Source organism: Microbacterium sp. nov. GSS16, assembly GCF_028198145.1.
GTDB lineage: Bacteria > Actinomycetota > Actinomycetes > Actinomycetales > Microbacteriaceae > Microbacterium.
The window spans coordinates 2,607,655-2,625,533 of sequence record NZ_CP116338.1 but is presented as its reverse complement, the minus strand read 5'-3'; the positions used below and the strand labels follow the sequence as shown (position 1 = coordinate 2,625,533).

The 17,879-nt window shown below is 69.3% G+C and carries 15 protein-coding genes; 8 read left to right on the top strand and 7 right to left on the bottom strand.

Features of this window, described 5'->3' with window-relative positions; all coding sequences use genetic code 11:
- Nucleotides 1–4 precede the first annotated feature (4 nt).
- The 4 genes from PGB26_RS12510 to PGB26_RS12495 form a co-directional block, all read right to left on the bottom strand.
- On the bottom strand, nucleotides 5–838 hold the full coding sequence (locus PGB26_RS12510; protein WP_271639669.1) for a carbohydrate ABC transporter permease: 834 nt from the start codon (nucleotides 836–838) through the stop codon (nucleotides 5–7).
- 77 nt (nucleotides 839–915) lie between these two features.
- Nucleotides 916–1,935 carry a carbohydrate ABC transporter permease gene (locus PGB26_RS12505; RefSeq protein ID WP_442922987.1) on the bottom strand — a complete coding sequence of 340 codons (1,020 nt, stop codon included), beginning with the start codon at nucleotides 1,933–1,935 and terminating at the stop codon, nucleotides 916–918.
- On the bottom strand, nucleotides 1,932–3,350 hold the full coding sequence (gene ngcE / locus PGB26_RS12500) for an N-acetylglucosamine/diacetylchitobiose ABC transporter substrate-binding protein (protein WP_271637951.1): 1,419 nt from the start codon (nucleotides 3,348–3,350) through the stop codon (nucleotides 1,932–1,934). The genes PGB26_RS12505 and ngcE overlap by 4 nt, the downstream gene beginning before the upstream one ends.
- 58 nt (nucleotides 3,351–3,408) lie before the next feature.
- The gene (locus PGB26_RS12495) at nucleotides 3,409–4,335 is read right to left on the bottom strand and encodes a MurR/RpiR family transcriptional regulator (protein ID WP_271637950.1); all 927 of its coding nucleotides are present in this window, start codon (nucleotides 4,333–4,335) and stop codon (nucleotides 3,409–3,411) included.
- 187 nt (nucleotides 4,336–4,522) lie between these two features.
- Between PGB26_RS12495 and PGB26_RS12490 the strand changes: the two genes are divergently transcribed.
- Both PGB26_RS12490 and PGB26_RS12485 read left to right on the top strand, forming a co-directional pair.
- A complete protein-coding gene (locus PGB26_RS12490; RefSeq protein WP_271637949.1) occupies nucleotides 4,523–6,187 on the top strand; it encodes an arginine--tRNA ligase in 1,665 nt (554 codons plus the stop codon).
- Between the two features lie 4 nt (nucleotides 6,188–6,191).
- Nucleotides 6,192–6,959: an LmeA family phospholipid-binding protein gene (locus PGB26_RS12485; protein WP_271637948.1), complete on the top strand. Its 768-nt coding sequence runs from the start codon at nucleotides 6,192–6,194 to the stop codon at nucleotides 6,957–6,959.
- An 82-nt stretch (nucleotides 6,960–7,041) separates the two neighbouring features.
- Here the strand turns inward: PGB26_RS12485 and PGB26_RS12480 are convergent, their stop codons facing one another.
- On the bottom strand, nucleotides 7,042–8,040 hold the full coding sequence (locus PGB26_RS12480; RefSeq protein ID WP_271637946.1) for a YihY/virulence factor BrkB family protein: 999 nt from the start codon (nucleotides 8,038–8,040) through the stop codon (nucleotides 7,042–7,044).
- Between the two features lie 176 nt (nucleotides 8,041–8,216).
- On the opposite strand from PGB26_RS12480, the gene lysA reads away from it, so the two are divergent.
- The 5 genes from lysA (at nucleotide 8,217) to prfA (ending at nucleotide 15,340) form a co-directional block, all read left to right on the top strand.
- Complete coding sequence (lysA, locus tag PGB26_RS12475) at nucleotides 8,217–9,608, top strand: diaminopimelate decarboxylase (protein WP_271637945.1); 1,392 nt, start codon at nucleotides 8,217–8,219, stop codon at nucleotides 9,606–9,608.
- Between the two features lie 58 nt (nucleotides 9,609–9,666).
- Nucleotides 9,667–10,983 carry a homoserine dehydrogenase gene (locus PGB26_RS12470; protein WP_271637943.1) on the top strand — a complete coding sequence of 439 codons (1,317 nt, stop codon included), beginning with the start codon at nucleotides 9,667–9,669 and terminating at the stop codon, nucleotides 10,981–10,983.
- Between the two features lie 77 nt (nucleotides 10,984–11,060).
- Nucleotides 11,061–11,969: a homoserine kinase gene (thrB, locus tag PGB26_RS12465; RefSeq protein ID WP_271639667.1), complete on the top strand. Its 909-nt coding sequence runs from the start codon at nucleotides 11,061–11,063 to the stop codon at nucleotides 11,967–11,969.
- A 167-nt stretch (nucleotides 11,970–12,136) separates the two neighbouring features.
- Nucleotides 12,137–14,239 (top strand): transcription termination factor Rho, encoded by a 2,103-nt coding sequence (gene rho, locus PGB26_RS12460; protein ID WP_333909426.1) that lies wholly within the window; start codon nucleotides 12,137–12,139, stop codon nucleotides 14,237–14,239.
- Between the two features lie 24 nt (nucleotides 14,240–14,263).
- Nucleotides 14,264–15,340 carry a peptide chain release factor 1 gene (prfA, locus tag PGB26_RS12455; protein WP_271637942.1) on the top strand — a complete coding sequence of 359 codons (1,077 nt, stop codon included), beginning with the start codon at nucleotides 14,264–14,266 and terminating at the stop codon, nucleotides 15,338–15,340.
- 10 nt (nucleotides 15,341–15,350) lie between these two features.
- Here prfA and epsC read toward each other — a convergent pair whose 3' ends face one another.
- Together epsC and cysK are read right to left on the bottom strand one after the other, a co-directional pair.
- Nucleotides 15,351–15,914: a serine O-acetyltransferase EpsC gene (gene epsC / locus PGB26_RS12450; protein WP_271639665.1), complete on the bottom strand. Its 564-nt coding sequence runs from the start codon at nucleotides 15,912–15,914 to the stop codon at nucleotides 15,351–15,353.
- 14 nt (nucleotides 15,915–15,928) lie between these two features.
- Complete coding sequence (gene cysK, locus PGB26_RS12445; protein WP_271637940.1) at nucleotides 15,929–16,867, bottom strand: cysteine synthase A; 939 nt, start codon at nucleotides 16,865–16,867, stop codon at nucleotides 15,929–15,931.
- A 117-nt stretch (nucleotides 16,868–16,984) separates the two neighbouring features.
- Here cysK and prmC point away from each other — a divergent pair, with 117 nt between their 5' ends.
- On the top strand, nucleotides 16,985–17,842 hold the full coding sequence (prmC, locus tag PGB26_RS12440; protein WP_271637939.1) for a peptide chain release factor N(5)-glutamine methyltransferase: 858 nt from the start codon (nucleotides 16,985–16,987) through the stop codon (nucleotides 17,840–17,842).
- Nucleotides 17,843–17,879: the final 37 nt, after the last annotated feature.

Genomic DNA, 17,879 nt, shown 5'->3' with positions numbered 1-17,879 from the left:
GATGCTACTTCGACGTGCCCTGCGTGACCGACCCCTGCAGCTGACGCTGGAAGAAGACGTACACCAGCAGCACCGGGGCGATCGTGATGATCACGGCGGCGAACAGCGCGCCGAAGTCCACCGCGTACCCGGCGGCGGACGCGAACGCCGCCATGCCCTGCGAGAGCACATACTTCGCCTGCTCGGTGTTCAGCGCCACCGGCAGCAGGAACTGGTTCCAGAGTCCCAGGAAGTTCAGGATCGCCACCGCGGCGAGTCCCGGCTTCGCCATCGGAAGCATCACCTGGAAGAATGTGCGCCACTCGCTTGCGCCGTCGACGTAGGCGGCCTCCTGGATCTCGTAGGGGAGCGACTTGAAGAAGGAGAACAGGAAGAACACCGTGAAGGGCAGGGCGAAGGCCACGTAGGTGATGATCAGTCCGGGCAGCGTGTTCAGCAGGCCCATCCCCTGGAGGATGAAGAACAGCGGCACGATCGCGAGGAACACGGGGAAAGTGAGCCCGGCCAGCATCAGGTAGTAGATCACCCGGCTGCCTGGCACCGAGAAGCGGGCCAGCACGTACGCGCACATGGCGCCGAGCAGCATCACGAGCAGCAGCGCCGATCCGACGACGACGACCGTGTTCAGGAACATCTGGCCGAAGTTGTACTTGCCCCAGGCCGAGACGTAGTTGTCGAAGTTCCACTGCGCCGGCAGGCCGAACGGAGACGCGAAGATCTCCTTCGTGGACTTGAACGAGCTCAGCAGCGTCCAGAGCATGGGCAGGATCACAATGATCGCCCAGATGGTCAGCACCACGTGCGAGACGGCGCCGACGACGCGGTCTCCTGCGGTCATGGTGGCCTTGCGATCGGCGCCGGCCTCGCGGCGCGCGCGTGCGGGATCGACCGCGACCAGGGTGCGGGTCTGCTGGCTCATGCTCGACCTCCGTCGTCCTTGCCGCCGGTGAGGCGGTTCACGAGGAACACGGCCGCGGCGAAGATGAGTGTGATCACGGCGAGCACCACGCCCATGGCGCTGGCGAGGCCGAACTGGCCCTTCTCGAAGGCCGTGCGGAACAGGTACTGGCTCATCACGAGCGTGCTGTTGCCTGGGCCACCGGTCGCGTTCAGCGCGACCATGTACACGTAGGCGTCCAGGGCCATGATGCCGAGGTAGATGTAGGCGGTCTGCACGTTGTCGCGGATGAGTGGCAGCGTGATGGACACCGTGGTGCGGAACCGGCCTGCGCCGTCGATGCGCGCCGCCTCGTAGATCTCGGCCGGCACCCCCTTGATCGCGGCGATGAACAGCACCATGTAGAAGCCGATCATGCCCCAGGCCATGACGAAGATGGAGGCGCCCATCGCGGTGCGCTCGTCGCCGAGCCAGGCGAAGTCGTTCATATCGATGCCGACCGCGCCGAGCAGCCCGTTCAGCAGGCCGCTGGGCGTGTAGATCATGCTCCACAGGATGCCGATGACGATGGCGGGGATGACGTACGGGAAGAACGACACCACGCGATAGAAGCTCGACGCACGCAGCCCGCGCACCTGGCCGCTGCTGGGGCCGCCGATGGTGATCATGCTCGCGAAGATGAGAGCGATCGTGAGGGTGATCAGCGGCAGCACGATGGCGAGCAGGATGTTGTTGCCCATCGCCTGCATGAAAGTCGAGTCGTTGAAGAGCTTGACGAAGTTCTTCACCCCGATGAAGTCCATCTCGGGGGTGAAGCCGGTCCAGTTCGTCATCGCGTAGTACACGGCCTGCACGAACGGCGAGATCACGAAGATCAGGAACACCGCGACCGGCAGGCCGAGGAACACCAGCAGGAAGGAGACGTAGTCGAAGGTCAGCGCGCGCCGCCCGAGGCGGGGCGGCTTGCGCCGCCCCGCCCGGGCCGCCGTCACGGCGACGGTGTCCAGCGCCGCGTCGACTCCGGGAGCAGTGGTCACTTGATCTCGATCTTGTTGATGGAGTCGTCCTCCCGCACCTTGTCGACCAGCGCCTGCAGCTGCTTGGTGAGCGTGGCGACGTCCATCTTGCCGTCGAGGAACGAGTTCCAGATCGGCAGCTGGTCGCCGTTCATGCCGTACAGGTTCGTCGACTTGATCGTGAAGACGTTGCTGCCCGCCGCATCGATGATCTCGGACTGCGAGACCAGCGCGGTCGAACCGAATCCGTCGGCCGGGACGGTGTCCTTGACGACCGTGGGCGCGAGCTTGCTCTTGGCGAAGTCGGTGGCAGCCTCCTTCGACAGCATGGTGCGAAGCAGCTCCTTGCCGCCCTCGGGGTTCTTCGCCTTCGACGGGACGATGAACGGCTCGCCCGCCTCGACGCGTGCCGTGCCGGCGGGCGTCGTCTGGTTGCCGTCCAGCGGCAGCTCGGAGATGCCCTTCATCTTGAATCCGTCGGCCGTCTGATCCTTCATCTCGTTCTCGATCCACGAGCCCGACGGGTAGAGCAGGGCCTCCTGGCCGTTGCTCCACTGCGCCTGCGCCTCGGTGAACTGCGTGCCCGAGCCGCCCGGCTTGACGTAGCCGGCCTGGATCAGCTCGTAGAAGATGTTCAGGATGTCCTGCAGCACAGGGTGCGACCAGGCGTCTTCGGCGAGGTTCTCCAGGGGGAGTCGCACGTCGTCGCCGGCCTGGACGACCGCCGAGTCGATGACCATCGTCTGGTAGTAGGTCGCCGCCTCCTTGCCCCAGAGGAACAGGTACTTGCCCTGCTCCTTGGCCTTGGCGCCGAGGTCCTTGAGGTCCTGCCAGCTCGTGGGAACCGTCCAGCCGTTCTGCTCGAAGAGGCTCGACGAGTACCAGATGCCGTAGACCGTCAGCACGTAGTTGAGCGCGACGAACTTGCCATCGAACGTGCCGGGGTCCTTGACACCGGCGAAGACGGTGTCGCTGATCGTCTCACCGTCGCTGTTCTTGGCGTCGAGCACGTCGTCGAGCTCTTCGAGCTGCTCGAGGATCGTGTTCCAGCCGATCGAGTTCGCACCGGAATTGTCGATGAGGTCGGGCGGGTTGCCGCCGACGAACCGCGGCTGCAGCTCGGTGGCGATCTTGGTCGACGGCGAGACCTTCACCGTCACGCCGTCCAGGCCCTTGCTCTTCTCCATCAGCTTCGCGGAGTTCTCGACGTAGTCGATGCCGTAGCCGCCGTTGAAGATGACCGCGTCGACCTTCGAGTTGGCTGCCACGCCGAACGGGTTGTCCGCGGTGACTTCACCGGCCGGTGCCTTGTCGCCTCCGCCGCCGCCGGGAGCAGCGCACGAGGCGAGGGTGGCGCTGAACGGCAGCAGCAGCGCTGCGGCCGCTGCACCGCGCAGCAGGTTGCGACGGCTGATGGATGCGTCCTTGATGTCCATCTCTTTACCTTCCGTTGTGGGTGTGAATCGGTATTCGGGTTCGGGGTCTTCCGTGGGTTCAGGGCACGGCGGCATCGGGCCGGTGGGTGCGCGGCGCCCGGCGGTGCGGAGCCACGGCCATCGCGCTGGCCGCCAGGCGGGTGGAGGCCACGCCGAAGGTCTGCTGCGCGGCGAGCACGTAGAGCAGGTCCAGCACGAGCAGCTGGGAGTGCTTGACCGACAGGTCGTCCGGACGCAGGTAGGCGGTGGGCTCAGCGGTGGCGAGCGAGATGTCGGCGAGCGCGGCGAGCGGCGAGTCGCTGTCGTGGGTTATGGCGACGGTGAACGCCCCGGCCGAGCGCGCCTGGGAGAGCATCTGCACCGTCTCCTCGGTGCGACCGGTGCTCGAGATGCCGATCGCGACCGACGACTGATCCTGCAGGACAGCGCTGGTGAGACCGTCGTGCACGTCGGACCAGCTGTGCGCGTTCACGCCGATGCGGTACAGCCGCCCCTGGAACTCCCGAGCCATGACCCCGCTCCCGCCGACACCGTAGATGTCGACGTGGCGCGCCGCCGTGATCGCGTCCGCCGCGCGCAGGACGGAGTCGAGGTCGAGGCCGGAGGCGGTGCTCTGCAGGCTCTCGATGTGCAGGCTCAGCAGCGTCTGCAGGATCTTGCCGGGCTCGTCGGATGCGCTCAATTCGCGCCCCATGTCGGCGTGCCAGCTCTCTTCGGCATCGCCCCGACCGATCTCGGAGGCGACGCCCACCCGGAACTGCGTGTACCCGTCGAAGCCGAGCGCGCGGCAGAACCGGGTGACGGTGGCCGCCGACGTTCCGGCGTGGCCGGCCAGTTCGGTGATCGTCATCTCGACCGGAGCGGCAGGATGCTCGGCGATGACGTCGGCGATCCTGCTCATCGCCGCCGGCATGGCGCGACGACGGTCTGCGATGCGTCGTGCGATCGTCAGGCCGTTTCCGTTGTCGCGGGTCCGTGGCACCATTGCCTCCAGGTTCTTTGCGGGGCGAGAGCGCGAGCCCTCGTCCGGGATCCCCGTTGCACTGAAAACTATTCTCATGCGACGAAAACGTCAAACATCGCCTCGTCACGAATGAATCACGAAGGCCGGCGGCGCCACCGCCCCGCCTGTTTCGAGTCGGAGATGCGGCGAGCCGTAGACTTGGTCTCCTATGAACCCTGAAGCCCTCTCCGCCGCCGTCCTCGCCGTCCTCGACCCGATCGCGGCGTCGCTGCGACCGGATGAGGCACTCGGCGTCGACGCTGCGGACATCGTGCTCGAGCGTCCCCGCAATCGGGATCACGGTGACTGGTCGACGAACATCGCGATGCGTCTGGCCAAGCGGCTGGGCTCGAGTCCCCGTGATCTCGCGCAGCGGATCGCCGACGACCTGGCCGGAATCGACGGCATCCAGGGTGTCGAGATCGCCGGTCCTGGATTCATCAACATCCGTCTCGAGGCCGGCGCGGCCGGCGCCCTCGCGAAGACCATCGTCGATGCGGGCGCGTCGTACGGCACCAACGAATCCCAGGCCGGAGTCTCGGTGAACGTCGAGTTCGTCTCGGCGAACCCGGTCGGACCGCTGCACATCGGCCACACCCGGTGGGCTGCTCTGGGTGACTCGATCGTGCGCCTGCTGCTGGCCAGCGGGGCGGATGCCGTGCGCGAGTACTACATCAACGACGCCGGGGCGCAGATGGAGCGGTTCGCGCAGTCGATCGTCGCGGCCGCCAAGGGCGAGCCGACGCCGGAGGGCGGCTATCCGGGGGAGTACATCGCCGAACTCGCCGCACGCGTGCTCGCCGCGCACCCGGGTCTTCTCGATCTTCCCGAGGTCGAGCAGCTCGTGATCGCGCGTGATCAGGCATACGAGTATCAGCTGGCCGAGATCCGGGCATCCCTCGCCGCGTTCAACGTGCCCTTCGACGTGTGGTTCTCGGAGCGGACTCTGCATGCCGCGGGACCTGACGGCGCGAGCCTCGTCGATCAGGCGGTCGACCGGCTGCGCGCTCAGGGGCATGTGTTCGACGAGGAGGGCGCCGTCTGGGTGCGCACCACCGACTTCGGCGATGACAAGGACCGCGTCATCCGGCGCTCGAACGGCGAGTACACGTACTTCGCCGCCGATGCCGCCTACTACCTGAACAAGAGCGACCGCGGCTTCCAGAACAAGATCTATCTGCTCGGTGCGGACCACCACGGTTACGTGCACCGCCTCAAGGCGGTCGCGGGCGCGGCGGGTGAAGACCCCGAGAAGAACATCGAGGTGCTGATCGGTCAGCTCGTCTCGGTGCGTGGCGCTCGTCTGTCCAAGCGTGCCGGGAACATCATCGAGATGGACGATCTGCGGGCATGGATCGGCACCGATGCGCTGCGCTACGCGCTGGAGCGCTCGCCTGCCGATTCGCCGCTCGATCTCGATCCCGAGCTGCTGCAGAAGCGCACCAACGACAACCCGGTGTTCTACGTGCAGTACGCGCACGCTCGCACGCACAATGTGGCGCGCAATGCCGGCGACTCCGGCGTCGACCGTTCGGAGTTCGCTCCTGAGCTGCTCACGCACGAGACCGAGAGCGCTCTGCTCGGCGCGCTGCAGGAGTTCCCCCGCCTGGTGGCGTTCGCCGCCGAGGTGCGTGAACCGCATCGCATCGCGCGCTACCTCGAGGAGCTCGCGGGCCTGTACCACCGCTGGTACGACAGCTGCCGCGTGATCCCGAAGGGCGACGATCCGATCGAGACGGTGCATCGCACGCGGCTGTGGCTGAACGACGCCACCGGACAGGTGCTGCGCAACGGGCTCGACCTGCTCGGCGTCTCGGCCCCCGAGCGGATGTGACCCGATGACGAACGCGGCCGCCACCACGCGTCGACCTCGCTGGCCTTGGGTCGTGCTCGTCATCGTGCTGGTGCTGGCGGCTCTCGTGGCCGCGGGAGAGCTCGTCGCGCGTGCCATCGTGCCGAACACGATCCGCTCGCTCGTGATCTCGAACCTCGATCTGCCCGAGGAGCAGCAGCTCGACGTGCAGGTGGCGGGAGTGATGCTGCCGCAGCTGATCACAGGCACCCTCGACGAGGTGAAGCTCGCCTCGGAAGAGGTCACCATCGGCGGCATCACCGGCTCCGCGCGGGTCACCGCCCGCGACGTCCCGGTCTCGGGAGGAGCACTGGGCGCGGCGGAGGGCACGGTCTCGATCGATCAGAGCCAGTTCGGCTCGCTGCTGGAGGCGTCGTCGCTGCCGATCTCGGGCATCGAGCTGACAGAGCCTGACGCGACGATAGAGGCCGACCTCGAGCTCTTCGGCAGTCGGATCCCCGTCGGGCTCACCGTGACGCCCGGGGCCGAAGACGGCGATCTGGTGCTGACACCCGTCGCGGTGATGTTCAACGGAGCGGCGGTGAACCTGGATGCCGTCTCGGGCCTGGTCGGTGCGGCGGGCGCGGCGATCACACAGCCGCAGCGCATCTGCATCGCCGACCGTCTTCCCGCCGGCATCACCCTCACCGGTCTGCGCGTCGAGGGCAGCCGCGCCGTCGCCGACATCGCCGCCGATGGTCGCATAGCGGTCGACCCGGCGCTCCTCGAGCCCGGGACCTGCCCCCGCTCCTAGCTCCCCGGACCCTCGACCCGTCGAGAGCCCGCCCGCCCTGGGAGCGCGGCCCTTCGGCAGGCTCAGGCGGCCGCAGTGCGGGTCACTCGGGAGCTGCCGCCTTCTGCGCCGCGCGCAGATTCGCCGTGGCGGCTCGCACGTCGTCCTCTGCCCGACGCAGCGCGAACTCGGGCAGCGTCTCGGCGCCGAAGCGCTCCGCGACCCGGTCGCTGCGCTCGCGGTGCGAGATCGTGATCAGGGCACTCGCCAGCAGGATGACCTGCGACGAGAGGTTCAGCCACAGCAGCAGCGCCAGCAGCGACGCGAACGAGGCGAGCAGCGGATTCGATCTCGCGCCGCCGACGAACAGGCTCGACAGCTCCTGAAGGACGAGCAGGCCCACCGCACCGATCGCGGCGCCGCCCCACAGCACGCCGGCCGAGGCGCGCACGCCGGACAGCATCCGGTACACCGCGGCGATGAGAACGGCATCCAGCGCGAACACGATCACCATCGACAGCAGACGCACCGTCCAGAACACCACGGCCGAGTCGCCGGCGACTCCCACGATCCCGGCGAACCAGCCCACGATCAGCTCCCCGGCGAAGGTGAGGCCTGCGGCGGCGACGAAGGTGCCGCCGATGATCAGCGCGAGCAGCACGCTGCGCAGCAGCACGAGGTACCACATCACATCGGCGGACTCCGTCCCGGCGATCGTGCGCACCGCATTGCGCATCGACCCGATCGCCCCGAGCGCCGAGCCGATGAGACCGATCAGCGAGATCACCCCTGCGACCGACAGCCCGCCCGGCGCCTTGATGTCATCGAGGTCGACGATGCCCTTGTCGTCGCCGGTCGCGATGAGACCGGGCACTGCCGAGTCCACGGCCGAGACGACGGCGGTCCAGGCCGCGGCGTCCTGTGAGAGCCAGAGCGCCGCCGCCGAGAACCCGAGCAGCACGGCGGCGAACACGCTGAACAGCGCGCGGTACGTGACCGCATCGGCGAGCATCGGCCCGCGCCTGCCGGTGTAGAGCAGCGCGGCGCGCACGATGCGCAGCTGCAGCAGGCGGCGGATCACCTTCGCAGATGTCCGCGCCATCCATCCCTTCTGCTCAGGGGTCGAACCGGGGTCGGAACTCGTCGGCCTCTCCATCTTCACCACACTATTGAGTGCGTCGGAATGTGAACGGGGGTTGACTCGGGGGTGTCCTAGAATCAGGGTCGACCTCGTCTCCACGGCGAACCCCGTCAGAACCGTGACCCGATTGGCGCTGCGTGCATTCCCCCGACTCCTCTCCCGCCCCCGGATGGCTGGTCGTCCCCGACGACGCCAACGACCTGGTCGAGGGGGTGTGGCCGATGTCGGCGCAGCGGGATGCCGACGGTGAGCTGCACATCGCCGGCGTGGCGGTCGGCGAGCTGGTCCGCGTTCACGGCACGCCTCTGCAGGTGATCGACGAGTCCGAGGTGCGCCGCCGGGCTGCAGCGCTGCGCTCCGCCTTCGAGCGAGCGGCGGTCGCTCACGGAACGACGGCGCGCGTCTACTACGCGGGCAAGGCTCTGCTGAACACGTCGATCGTGCGCTGGGTGCTGGACGAGGGGCTGAACGTCGACGTCTGCACCGGCGGCGAGCTCGAGGTGGCGCTGGCCGGGGGAGCGGATGCCGGGAGGCTGGGTTTCCACGGCAACAACAAGTCGGTGGCAGAGCTCGAGCGGGCCGTGGATGCCGGCGTGGGCACCATCATCATCGACAGCGTCATCGAGGTCGAGCGTCTGGCCGCCATCGTCTCCCGCACCGGCGCGTCGCAGCGGGTCATGCTGCGCGTGAACAGCGGCGTGCACGCCGAGACCCACGACTTCCTGGCGACCGCCCACGAGGACCAGAAGTTCGGCTTCCCGCTCGGGCAGGCGCCGGCCGTCGTCGCGCGGATCCGCGAGATCGACGGACTCGTGTTCGCCGGCCTCCACTGCCACATCGGCTCCCAGATCTTCGGGGTCGCCGGGTTCCGTGAATCCGCCTCGCGCCTGCTCGACCTGCACCAGCAGCTGCTCGAGGGCGGCGCCATCCCCCAGCTCAACCTCGGCGGAGGGTTCGGCATCGCTTACACGCGCGTCGACGACCCGACGCCCATCGCCGATCTCGCCGACGGCATCGTCGCGGCTGTCGCCGAAGGGTGCGCAGCCCGCGGCATCCCCGTGCCCGCACTCTCGTTCGAACCGGGCCGGGCGATCGTCGGCAACGCCGGCGTGACCCTCTACGAGATCGGGACGACCAAGGACGTCGCTCTCGAGACGGCCACTCGCCGCTACGTGAGCGTCGACGGAGGCATGAGCGACAATGCCCGCCCGGCCCTGTACGGCGCGCAGTACTCGGCGCGCCTGGCCTCCCGGATAGGCACCGACGATCCCGTGCTGGTGCGCGTCGTGGGCAAGCACTGCGAGTCGGGCGACATCGTCGTCGACCACGAGTACCTGCCCGGCGATCTGACCCCGGGCGACCTTCTCGCCGTCCCCGCCACGGGAGCTTACTGCGCGCCCCTGTCGAGCAATTACAACCATGTGCCCCGGCCGCCCATCGTCGCCGTGGCCGACGGAGAGGCACGCGTGATCGTGCGCGGCGAATCGCTCGCCGACCTGCTCGCTCGCGACGCGGGCATCCCGCAGTGAGCCCGGGCCGTCCGCGGCCAGACCGAAAGCCCCGACCCGACCGTGCTGAGGAGCGCAGATGACTGACTACCGACGACTTCGTGTGGCGCTGCTGGGAGCCGGAGCCGTGGGCTCTCAGGTGGCCTCCCTGCTACTGCGTCACGGCGACGAGCTCGCCGACCGCGCCGGCGCCCGCCTGGAGCTCGCCGGCATCGCCGTGCGCGACGTCGACGCTCCACGCGACGTCGACCTGCCTCGCGAGCTGTTCACCACCGACGCCGAGACGCTGATCACCGGATCCGACATCGTCATCGAGCTCATGGGCGGCATCGAGCCGGCTCGCTCCCACATCCTGCTGGGCCTGGGCTCGGGCACAGACGTCGTCACTGCGAACAAGGCGCTGCTCGCCACCCACGGGCCGGAGATCTATGAAGCGGCCGAGCGGGTGGGTGCCTCGGTCTACTACGAGGCCGCGGCCGCCGGCGCGATCCCGATCATCCGCCCGCTCCGCGACTCGCTGGCCGGCGACAGGGTGGTGCGCATCATGGGCATCGTCAACGGAACGACGAACTACATCCTCGACCGCATGGACGGCGAGGGCGCCGACTTCGCCGACGTGCTCGCCGACGCCCAGCGGCTCGGCTACGCCGAGGCCGATCCGACGGCCGATGTGGAAGGCTACGACGCCGCGCAGAAGGCGGCGATCCTGGCATCGCTCGCCTTCCACACCGCGGTTCCGCTCGAGGCCGTGCATCGCGAGGGCATCACGGGCGTGACCGCCGACATGATCGAGGAGGCCAGGGAAGCCGGCTTCGTCATCAAGCTGCTGGCCGTGTGCGAGCGTCTCGGCGAGGGTGGGCCCGAGTCGATCTCGGTGCGGGTGTACCCGGCCCTCGTCCCGCGCGATCACCCGCTCGGCGCCGTGCACGGAGCGAACAACGCCGTCTTCGTCGAGGCCGAGGCCGCCGGATCGCTGATGTTCTACGGCGCCGGTGCAGGCGGCGTGCAGACCGCATCCGCCGTGCTCGGCGATGTCGTCTCGGCCGCACGGCGGCACATCGCCGGCGGCACGGGCGTCGGCGAATCCACGCGCGCCAACCTGCCGATCGTCTCGATCGGCCACGTGCTCACCCGCTACCAGATCACTCTCGAGGTATCGGACGAGGCGGGTGTGCTCGCGGCCATCGCCGGCCTGCTCAGTGACGGCGGCGTGTCCGTCGCGACGCTCGTGCAGACCGTCATCCCGGCATCCGACGGCACCGACCGGGAGAGCGCGCGGCTGATCATCGGGACGCACCGTGCCACCGACAGCGCCCTGAGCGCCGCCGTCGACCGGCTGACGGCGAGCGATGTCGTCGAGCGGGTCGTGTCGGTGCTGCGCGTCGAGGGGGAATGAGCGTGGGGGTCACCCTCGTGCCGGCCGAGCCGGTCACCTCCCAGGCACCGCACGTCGACGGCGCGATCCGCACCGTCATGGTCACCGTCCCGGCGACCAGCGCCAACCTCGGCCCCGGATTCGACACCCTCGGTCTGGCACTGAGCGTGTACGACACGCTCACCGCCTCGTCCTTCGACGACGACCGTCTCGTGATCGAGGTGACCGGGTCGGGCGCGGCGGATATCCCGACCGACGAGAGCAACCTCGTCGTCCGATCCGTCGCGCACGTCTACGCCGATGTCGGCCGCCGGATGCCGGGTCTGCACCTGCACGCCGAGAACGGTGTGCCGCATGGGCGCGGCCTCGGGTCGTCAGGCGCGGCTGTGGCCGCGGGCATCCTGATCGCAAAGGGGCTGCTGGCGGGGGATGTCGACCTCGACGACGAGGCGCTGCTGCGCCTGGCGACGGAGCTCGAGGGCCATCCCGACAACGTCGCGCCCGCCCTGTTCGGCGGTCTGACCATCGCCTGGACGGGGGAGCGCGGCCCGCAGCACAAGAAGCTGCTCGTGCACCGCGGCGTCGCGCCGCTCGTGTTCGTGCCGGGCTTCACGATGTCGACGTCGCTCGCCCGTTCGCTGCAGCCGCCGCACGTCTCGCGCGAGGACGCCGTCTTCAACGTGTCGCGCTCGGCGCTGCTCATCGCCGCGCTCACGCAGAGCCCCGAGCTGCTGCTCGACGCGACCGACGACCGTCTGCACCAGGAGTACCGCGGTCCGGCGATGCCGGAGACCCTGCGTCTGGTCCAGGCGCTGCGGGCCGAGGGGTTCGCGGCGGTCGTCTCGGGCGCCGGCCCCAGTGTTCTCGTGCTGGCGGACGGGCCAGGCGCGCGCCAGCGCGCCGTGGAGCTGGCCGATAGGGTGACGGACACTCCGTGGCAGGCGCACATGCTCGCAGTGGACGTGCAGGGTGGTACAGTGAGGGAACGAGCGGAGGGCACCACGTAACTTCGTGAATCTCGCCCTATCGCACTTCTGCGAAGTCCGCACGCGATCCCCAGGAACATCCAGGTACTGGCTGGCAGGCGCTCTGCGTCGGCGCGTGTGATGCCCGCAGCATCTGCTGCGTGCAACTTCGGACTGCTCGTCTTCCCACGACATATGAGGGAGTACTCGTGGAGAACCTCTCCGAGACCCAGAACGACACCACGACCACCGAGTCGGTGACGACCGAGACTCCGGCGCCGGCGCGCAAGCGCGCTCCGCGCCGCGCGACGACGGCCTCCGCCGCCGCAGCAGCCGAGGCCGACGCCGCTGACACCTCGACGGCGCCTGCTGCCGACTCCGCCGCAGCCCAGCCCGGGCCGGGAGCCGATGCGGCGCCTGCTGCGGAGCAGCCGAAGGCCAAGGCGCCACGGCGCACGCGCGCAAAGAAGGCCGACGCCGAGACGCTCGACCTGCCGGCCGCGGATGCGCCTGCAGCCGCACCGGCGGCAGCTGCGCCCAGCGAGTCCGCGACGGATGCTTCGGCGACGACCGCGGCTCCGGCCGAGCAGACCGACGTCGCGGAGGCGCCGGCGAAGCCGGCTCGCAAGCGCCCCTCCCGCGCGAAGAAGAGCGAAGCCCCCGCCGAGCCGACGAGCGACGAGGGCGCCACCGAGGCGACCGCCGCAGCGAGCGAGGCCGCCGGTGCCATCGATGAGCAGACGGCGGACGCCCCTGCCGAGCCCGCCAAGCGTCCCTCTCGCGGACGCCGGGGCGCGAAGGCCGCCGAAGACGAGAGCGGCGCCGAAGCACCGGCCGAATCCGCCCCGAGCGAGCAGACCTCGCCGGCGAACGAGCAGAGCGGCGGCGACAACGACGGCGAAGGCGAGGGCTCCGGCCGCAGCCGCAGTCGCAGCCGTAACCGCAGTCGCGGGCGCGGCGGCGACAAGAACGGCGGCGACAAGAGCAGCAGTGGCCAGAACGGCGGCTCCCAGACCGGCGGACAGAGCGACTCCGACGAGGACGCCGGCTCGGGCCGCGGCCGGCAGCGGGGCAGCAAGCGCCGCGGCGGCGGCAACACCACAGTCGACGAGTTCGAGACCGAGATCGGCGAGGACGACGTGCTCATCCCCGTCGCCGGCATACTCGATGTGCTCGACAACTACGCCTTCGTGCGCACCACCGGCTATCTCGCCGGTTCCAGCGACGTCTACGTCTCGCTCGGCCAGGTGAAGAAGTACAACCTGCGCAAGGGCGACGCGGTCGTCGGTGCGATCAAGCAGCCCCGCGAGGGCGAGCAGCAGGGCCGCCAGAAGTACAACGCCCTGGTCAAGGTCGACTCGATCAACGGCCTCTCGCCCGACGACGCCGCGAACCGTGTGGAGTTCGGCAAGCTGACACCGCTGTACCCGCAGGAGCGGCTGCGTCTGGAGACCGCTCCGGAGAAGCTCACCCAGCGGATCATCGATCTGGTCGCGCCGATCGGAAAGGGCCAGCGCGGCCTGATCGTCGCACCGCCCAAGGCGGGCAAGACCATCGTGCTGCAGCAGATCGCCAACGCGATCGCGCAGAACAACCCCGAGGTGCACCTCATGGTCGTGCTCGTCGACGAGCGCCCCGAAGAGGTCACCGACATGCAGCGCACCGTGAAGGGCGAGGTCATCGCGTCGACCTTCGACCGTCCGGCAGAGGATCACACGACGGTCGCCGAGCTCGCGATCGAGCGTGCCAAGCGCCTCGTCGAGCTGGGTCGTGACGTCGTCGTGCTGCTCGACTCGATCACCCGTCTCGGCCGCGCGTACAACATCTCGACGCCTGCGTCGGGCCGTGTGCTCACCGGCGGCGTCGACGCCGCGGCGCTGTACCCGCCGAAGCGCTTCTTCGGCGCCGCGCGCAACATCGAGAACGGCGGATCGCTCACCATCCTCGCGACCGCTCTCGTCGAGACCGGGTCGAAGATGGACGAGGTCATCTTCGAGGAGTTCAAGGGAACCGGCAACAGCGAGCTGCGTCTGTCGCGTCAGCTCGCCGACAAGCGCATCTTCCCTGCGGTCGACGTGAACGCGTCGAGCACGCGCCGCGAGGAGATGCTGTTGTCGGCCGACGAGGTCAAGATCACGTGGAAGCTGCGTCGTGCCCTCGCCGGCCTCGACCCGCAGCAGGCGCTCGAGGTCGTGCTGGGCAAGCTCAAGGAGACCGGCTCGAACGTGGAGTTCCTCTTCCAGATGCAGAAGTCTGTGCCGACGCCGAACACCAACGGCGGCGCGCACGCCCACGAGAACAGCATCCGCTGACCCACCGCTGAGCGGAGCAGAGGCGTGTTCGAGTCGGTCCAGGCCCTCATCGAGGAGCATCGCCGGGTGCAGGAGGAGCTCTCCGACCCGGCGGTGCACGCCGATGCGGCGCGCGCCAAGCGGGTCAACCGGCGCTACGCCGAGCTGAACCGCATCGTCGCCGCACACGAGGCGTGGACGACGGCATCAGACGACCTGGAGGCGGCTCGCGAGCTGGCCAGGGAGGACGACGCCTTCGCCGACGAGGTGCCCGCGCTCGAGGAGGGGCTGCGGGTGGCGCAGGAGAAGCTGCGGCGCCTGCTCATCCCGCGCGACCCCGACGACGCTCGCGACGTGATCATGGAGATCAAGGCCGGAGAGGGCGGCGCCGAATCCGCCCTGTTCGCCGCCGACCTGCTGCGCATGTACGTGCAGTACGCGGCATCCAAGGGCTGGAAGACCGAGCTGCTCGAGCGCAATGAATCCGATCTGGGCGGCTACAAGGACGTCCAGGTCGCGATCAAGGGCTCGTCGTCCGACCCGTCGCAGGGCGTGTGGGCGCACCTGAAGTACGAGGGCGGCGTGCACCGTGTGCAGCGCGTGCCCGCCACCGAGTCGCAGGGCCGCATCCACACCTCCACCACGGGCGTGCTCGTCTTCCCCGAGGTCGACGAGCCCGAGGAGATCCAGATCGATCAGAACGACCTGAAGATCGACGTCTACCGCTCGTCCGGCCCGGGCGGCCAGTCGGTGAACACCACCGACTCCGCGGTGCGCATCACGCACGTGCCCACCGGCATCGTGGTGTCGATGCAGAACGAGAAGTCGCAGCTGCAGAACCGCGAGGCGGCCATGCGCGTGCTGCGTGCCCGGCTGCTCGCGAAACAGCAGGAGGAGCGGGATGCCGCGGCATCCGACGCCCGCCGTTCGCAGATCCGCGGCATGGACCGCTCCGAGCGGATCCGCACCTACAACTTCCCGGAGAACCGCATCGCTGATCACCGCACCGGGTACAAGGCGTACAACCTCGACCAGGTGATGGACGGCGCGCTCGAGCCCATCATCGAGTCGGCCGTCCACGCCGACGAGGAGGCCAGGCTGTCCGCCCTCGGCGGCGAGTGAGCGACAGGTCTCAGATCGCGTAGTCGGGCGCTGTCAGCAGCGCCCGCGAGTCGTCCGAATCGGTGCGCCGCCGCGGCTTCGCCGGAACTCCGACGAGGATGCTGTCGGCCGGAGCATCCTTGGTGACGACGGCGTTCGCGCCGACGACCGACCGCGCGCCGACGCGCACCGGACCGAGGATCTTCGCGCCGGCGCCCACCGACACGCCGTCCTCGAGGGTGGGGTGCCGCTTGCCGTGATCGCGCGTGCGGCCGCCGAGCGTGACGCCGTGGTAGATCATGACGTCATCGCCGATCTCGGCTGTCTCGCCGATCACGACGCCCGTGCCGTGGTCGATGAAGAAGCGCCGGCCGATGCGCGCGCCCGGATGGATCTCGATCCCCGTGAGCCAGCGCGTCAGCTGGGACCCCATGCGCGCGATGAAGCGCAGCCCGCGCCGCCACAGCGCGTGCCACACCCGGTGACCCCACACCGCGTGCAGGCCGGGGTAGAGCAGAGCCACCTCGACCCCGCTGCGGGCAGCGGGGTCGCGACGGCGGGCGGCCGCGATGTCTTCGCGGACCCGGGAGAGCATGCTCACGGGGACGGTCAGTCCTCGCGCAGGTCTTCGAACAGCGCGGTGGAGAGGTACCGCTCGCCGGTGTCGCAGCCGATGACCACGATCTGCTTGCCCTTGCTCTCGGGTCGAGCCGCGATCTTCAGCGCCTGCGCGACGGCGGCGCCGGCCGAGATGCCCACGAGGATGCCTTCCTTGGCCGCGAGCGCACGGGAGGTCTCGAGGGACTCCTCGAAGCCCGCGGTGATGATCTCGTCGATCACGTCGCGATCGAGGATCGCGGGCACGAAGTTGGGTCCGATGCCCTGGATCTTCGCGGGGCCGGTGCGTCCCTCCGAGAGCAGGGGGGAATCGGTCGGCTCGACGGCGACGACGTGGACCTCGGGCTTGACCGACTTGAGGGCCTGCCCGACGCCGGTGATGGTGCCGCCCGTGCCGACGCCGGCGACGAAGATGTCGACCTGTCCGTCGGTGTCGCGCAGGATCTCCTGTGCGGTCGTCTCACGGTGGATCTGCGGGTTGGCGGAGTTCTCGAACTGACGGGCCCACACCGCTCCGGGGGTGGACTCGATGATCTCCTGCAGCTTCTCGATCGCGCCCTTCATGCCCAGCGTCGGGTCGGTGAGCACGAGCTCGGCGCCGAACGCCTTCAGCAGCACGCGACGCTCCTTCGACATGGAGGCGGGCATGGTGAGGATCACCTTGTAGCCGCGTGCGGCGCCGACCATCGCCAGGGCGATGCCGGTGTTGCCGCTGGTCGCCTCGACGATGGTGCCGCCCGGCGCCAGCTCTCCCGACGCCTCGGCGGCGTCGACGATCGCGATGCCGATGCGGTCCTTCACGCTCGAGGCCGGGTTGAACGACTCGAGCTTGACGAGAACGGTGGCGTCGAGGCCCTCGGTCAGGTGGTTCAGCCGCACCAGGGGCGTGTTGCCGAAAGTGCTCGTGATGTCGTTGTGGATGCCGGTCATGGCAGACCTTTCGTCAGCGGAGTTCTGGTGAACGGAGTTCAGCGAGATCAGCCTACGGGGCGTGGTCTGGATGATGACAGAGTGTGACCGGGCGCCCGCACCGCCTACGCTGAGAGGATGCCCATTCTCATCTCGGCGCAGCTGCGCGTCATCGCGCAGCGACTCGCCGATGCGGGCGTCCCGGACCCGCTCGTCGACGCCGAGCTGCTCATCGGACACGTGCTCGGGCTCGGTCGCGGCGAACTGCAGGCGGCGGTCGTTCGGGGAGAGCGGATCGCCGAACCGGATGCCGAGCGGCTGGCCCTCCTGGTCGACCGGCGCGCAGCGCGCGAGCCCCTGCAGCACCTCACCGGCCGAGCAGCCTTCCGTCACCTCGAGCTGGCCGTCGGCCCGGGCGTCTTCGTGCCGCGGCCGGAGACCGAGACCGTCGTGCAGTTCGCGATCGACGCGCTGCTGGAGAGCGCGTCCGCGCAGCCGATCGCCGTCGACCTCGGCACCGGCAGCGGCGCGATCGCACTGGCGATGGCCACGGAGGTGCCGCACGCGAGGGTGCACGCGGTCGAGCGCTCCGCCGACGCGCATGCCTGGGCCGAGCGCAATGTGAGCGGTGTCGGCAATCTCACGCTGGTGCTCGGCGATCTCGCCACGGCGTTCGATGAGCTGCGCGGCGCTGTCGACGTGGTCATCTCGAACCCGCCGTACGTGCCAGACGACGCGATCCCGCGAGACCCCGAGGTGCGGCTGCACGACCCGGCGCAGGCGCTCTACGGTGGCGCGGACGGCCTGGATGTGGTGCGCGTGATCAGCTCGCGTGCGCGGCAGCTGCTGCACCCCGGCGGGCTGCTCGTGCTCGAGCACGGCGAGCTGCAGGGTGCCGCCATCCGCGACATCCTCACCGTCGACGGCTGGCGCGCAGCAGCGACGCATCAGGACCTCACCCGTCGCGACCGCGCGACGACGGCGCTGCGGGCCTGATCGGGGCCGCCCCCGGGCGGGCTCGCACGCCAGGGGG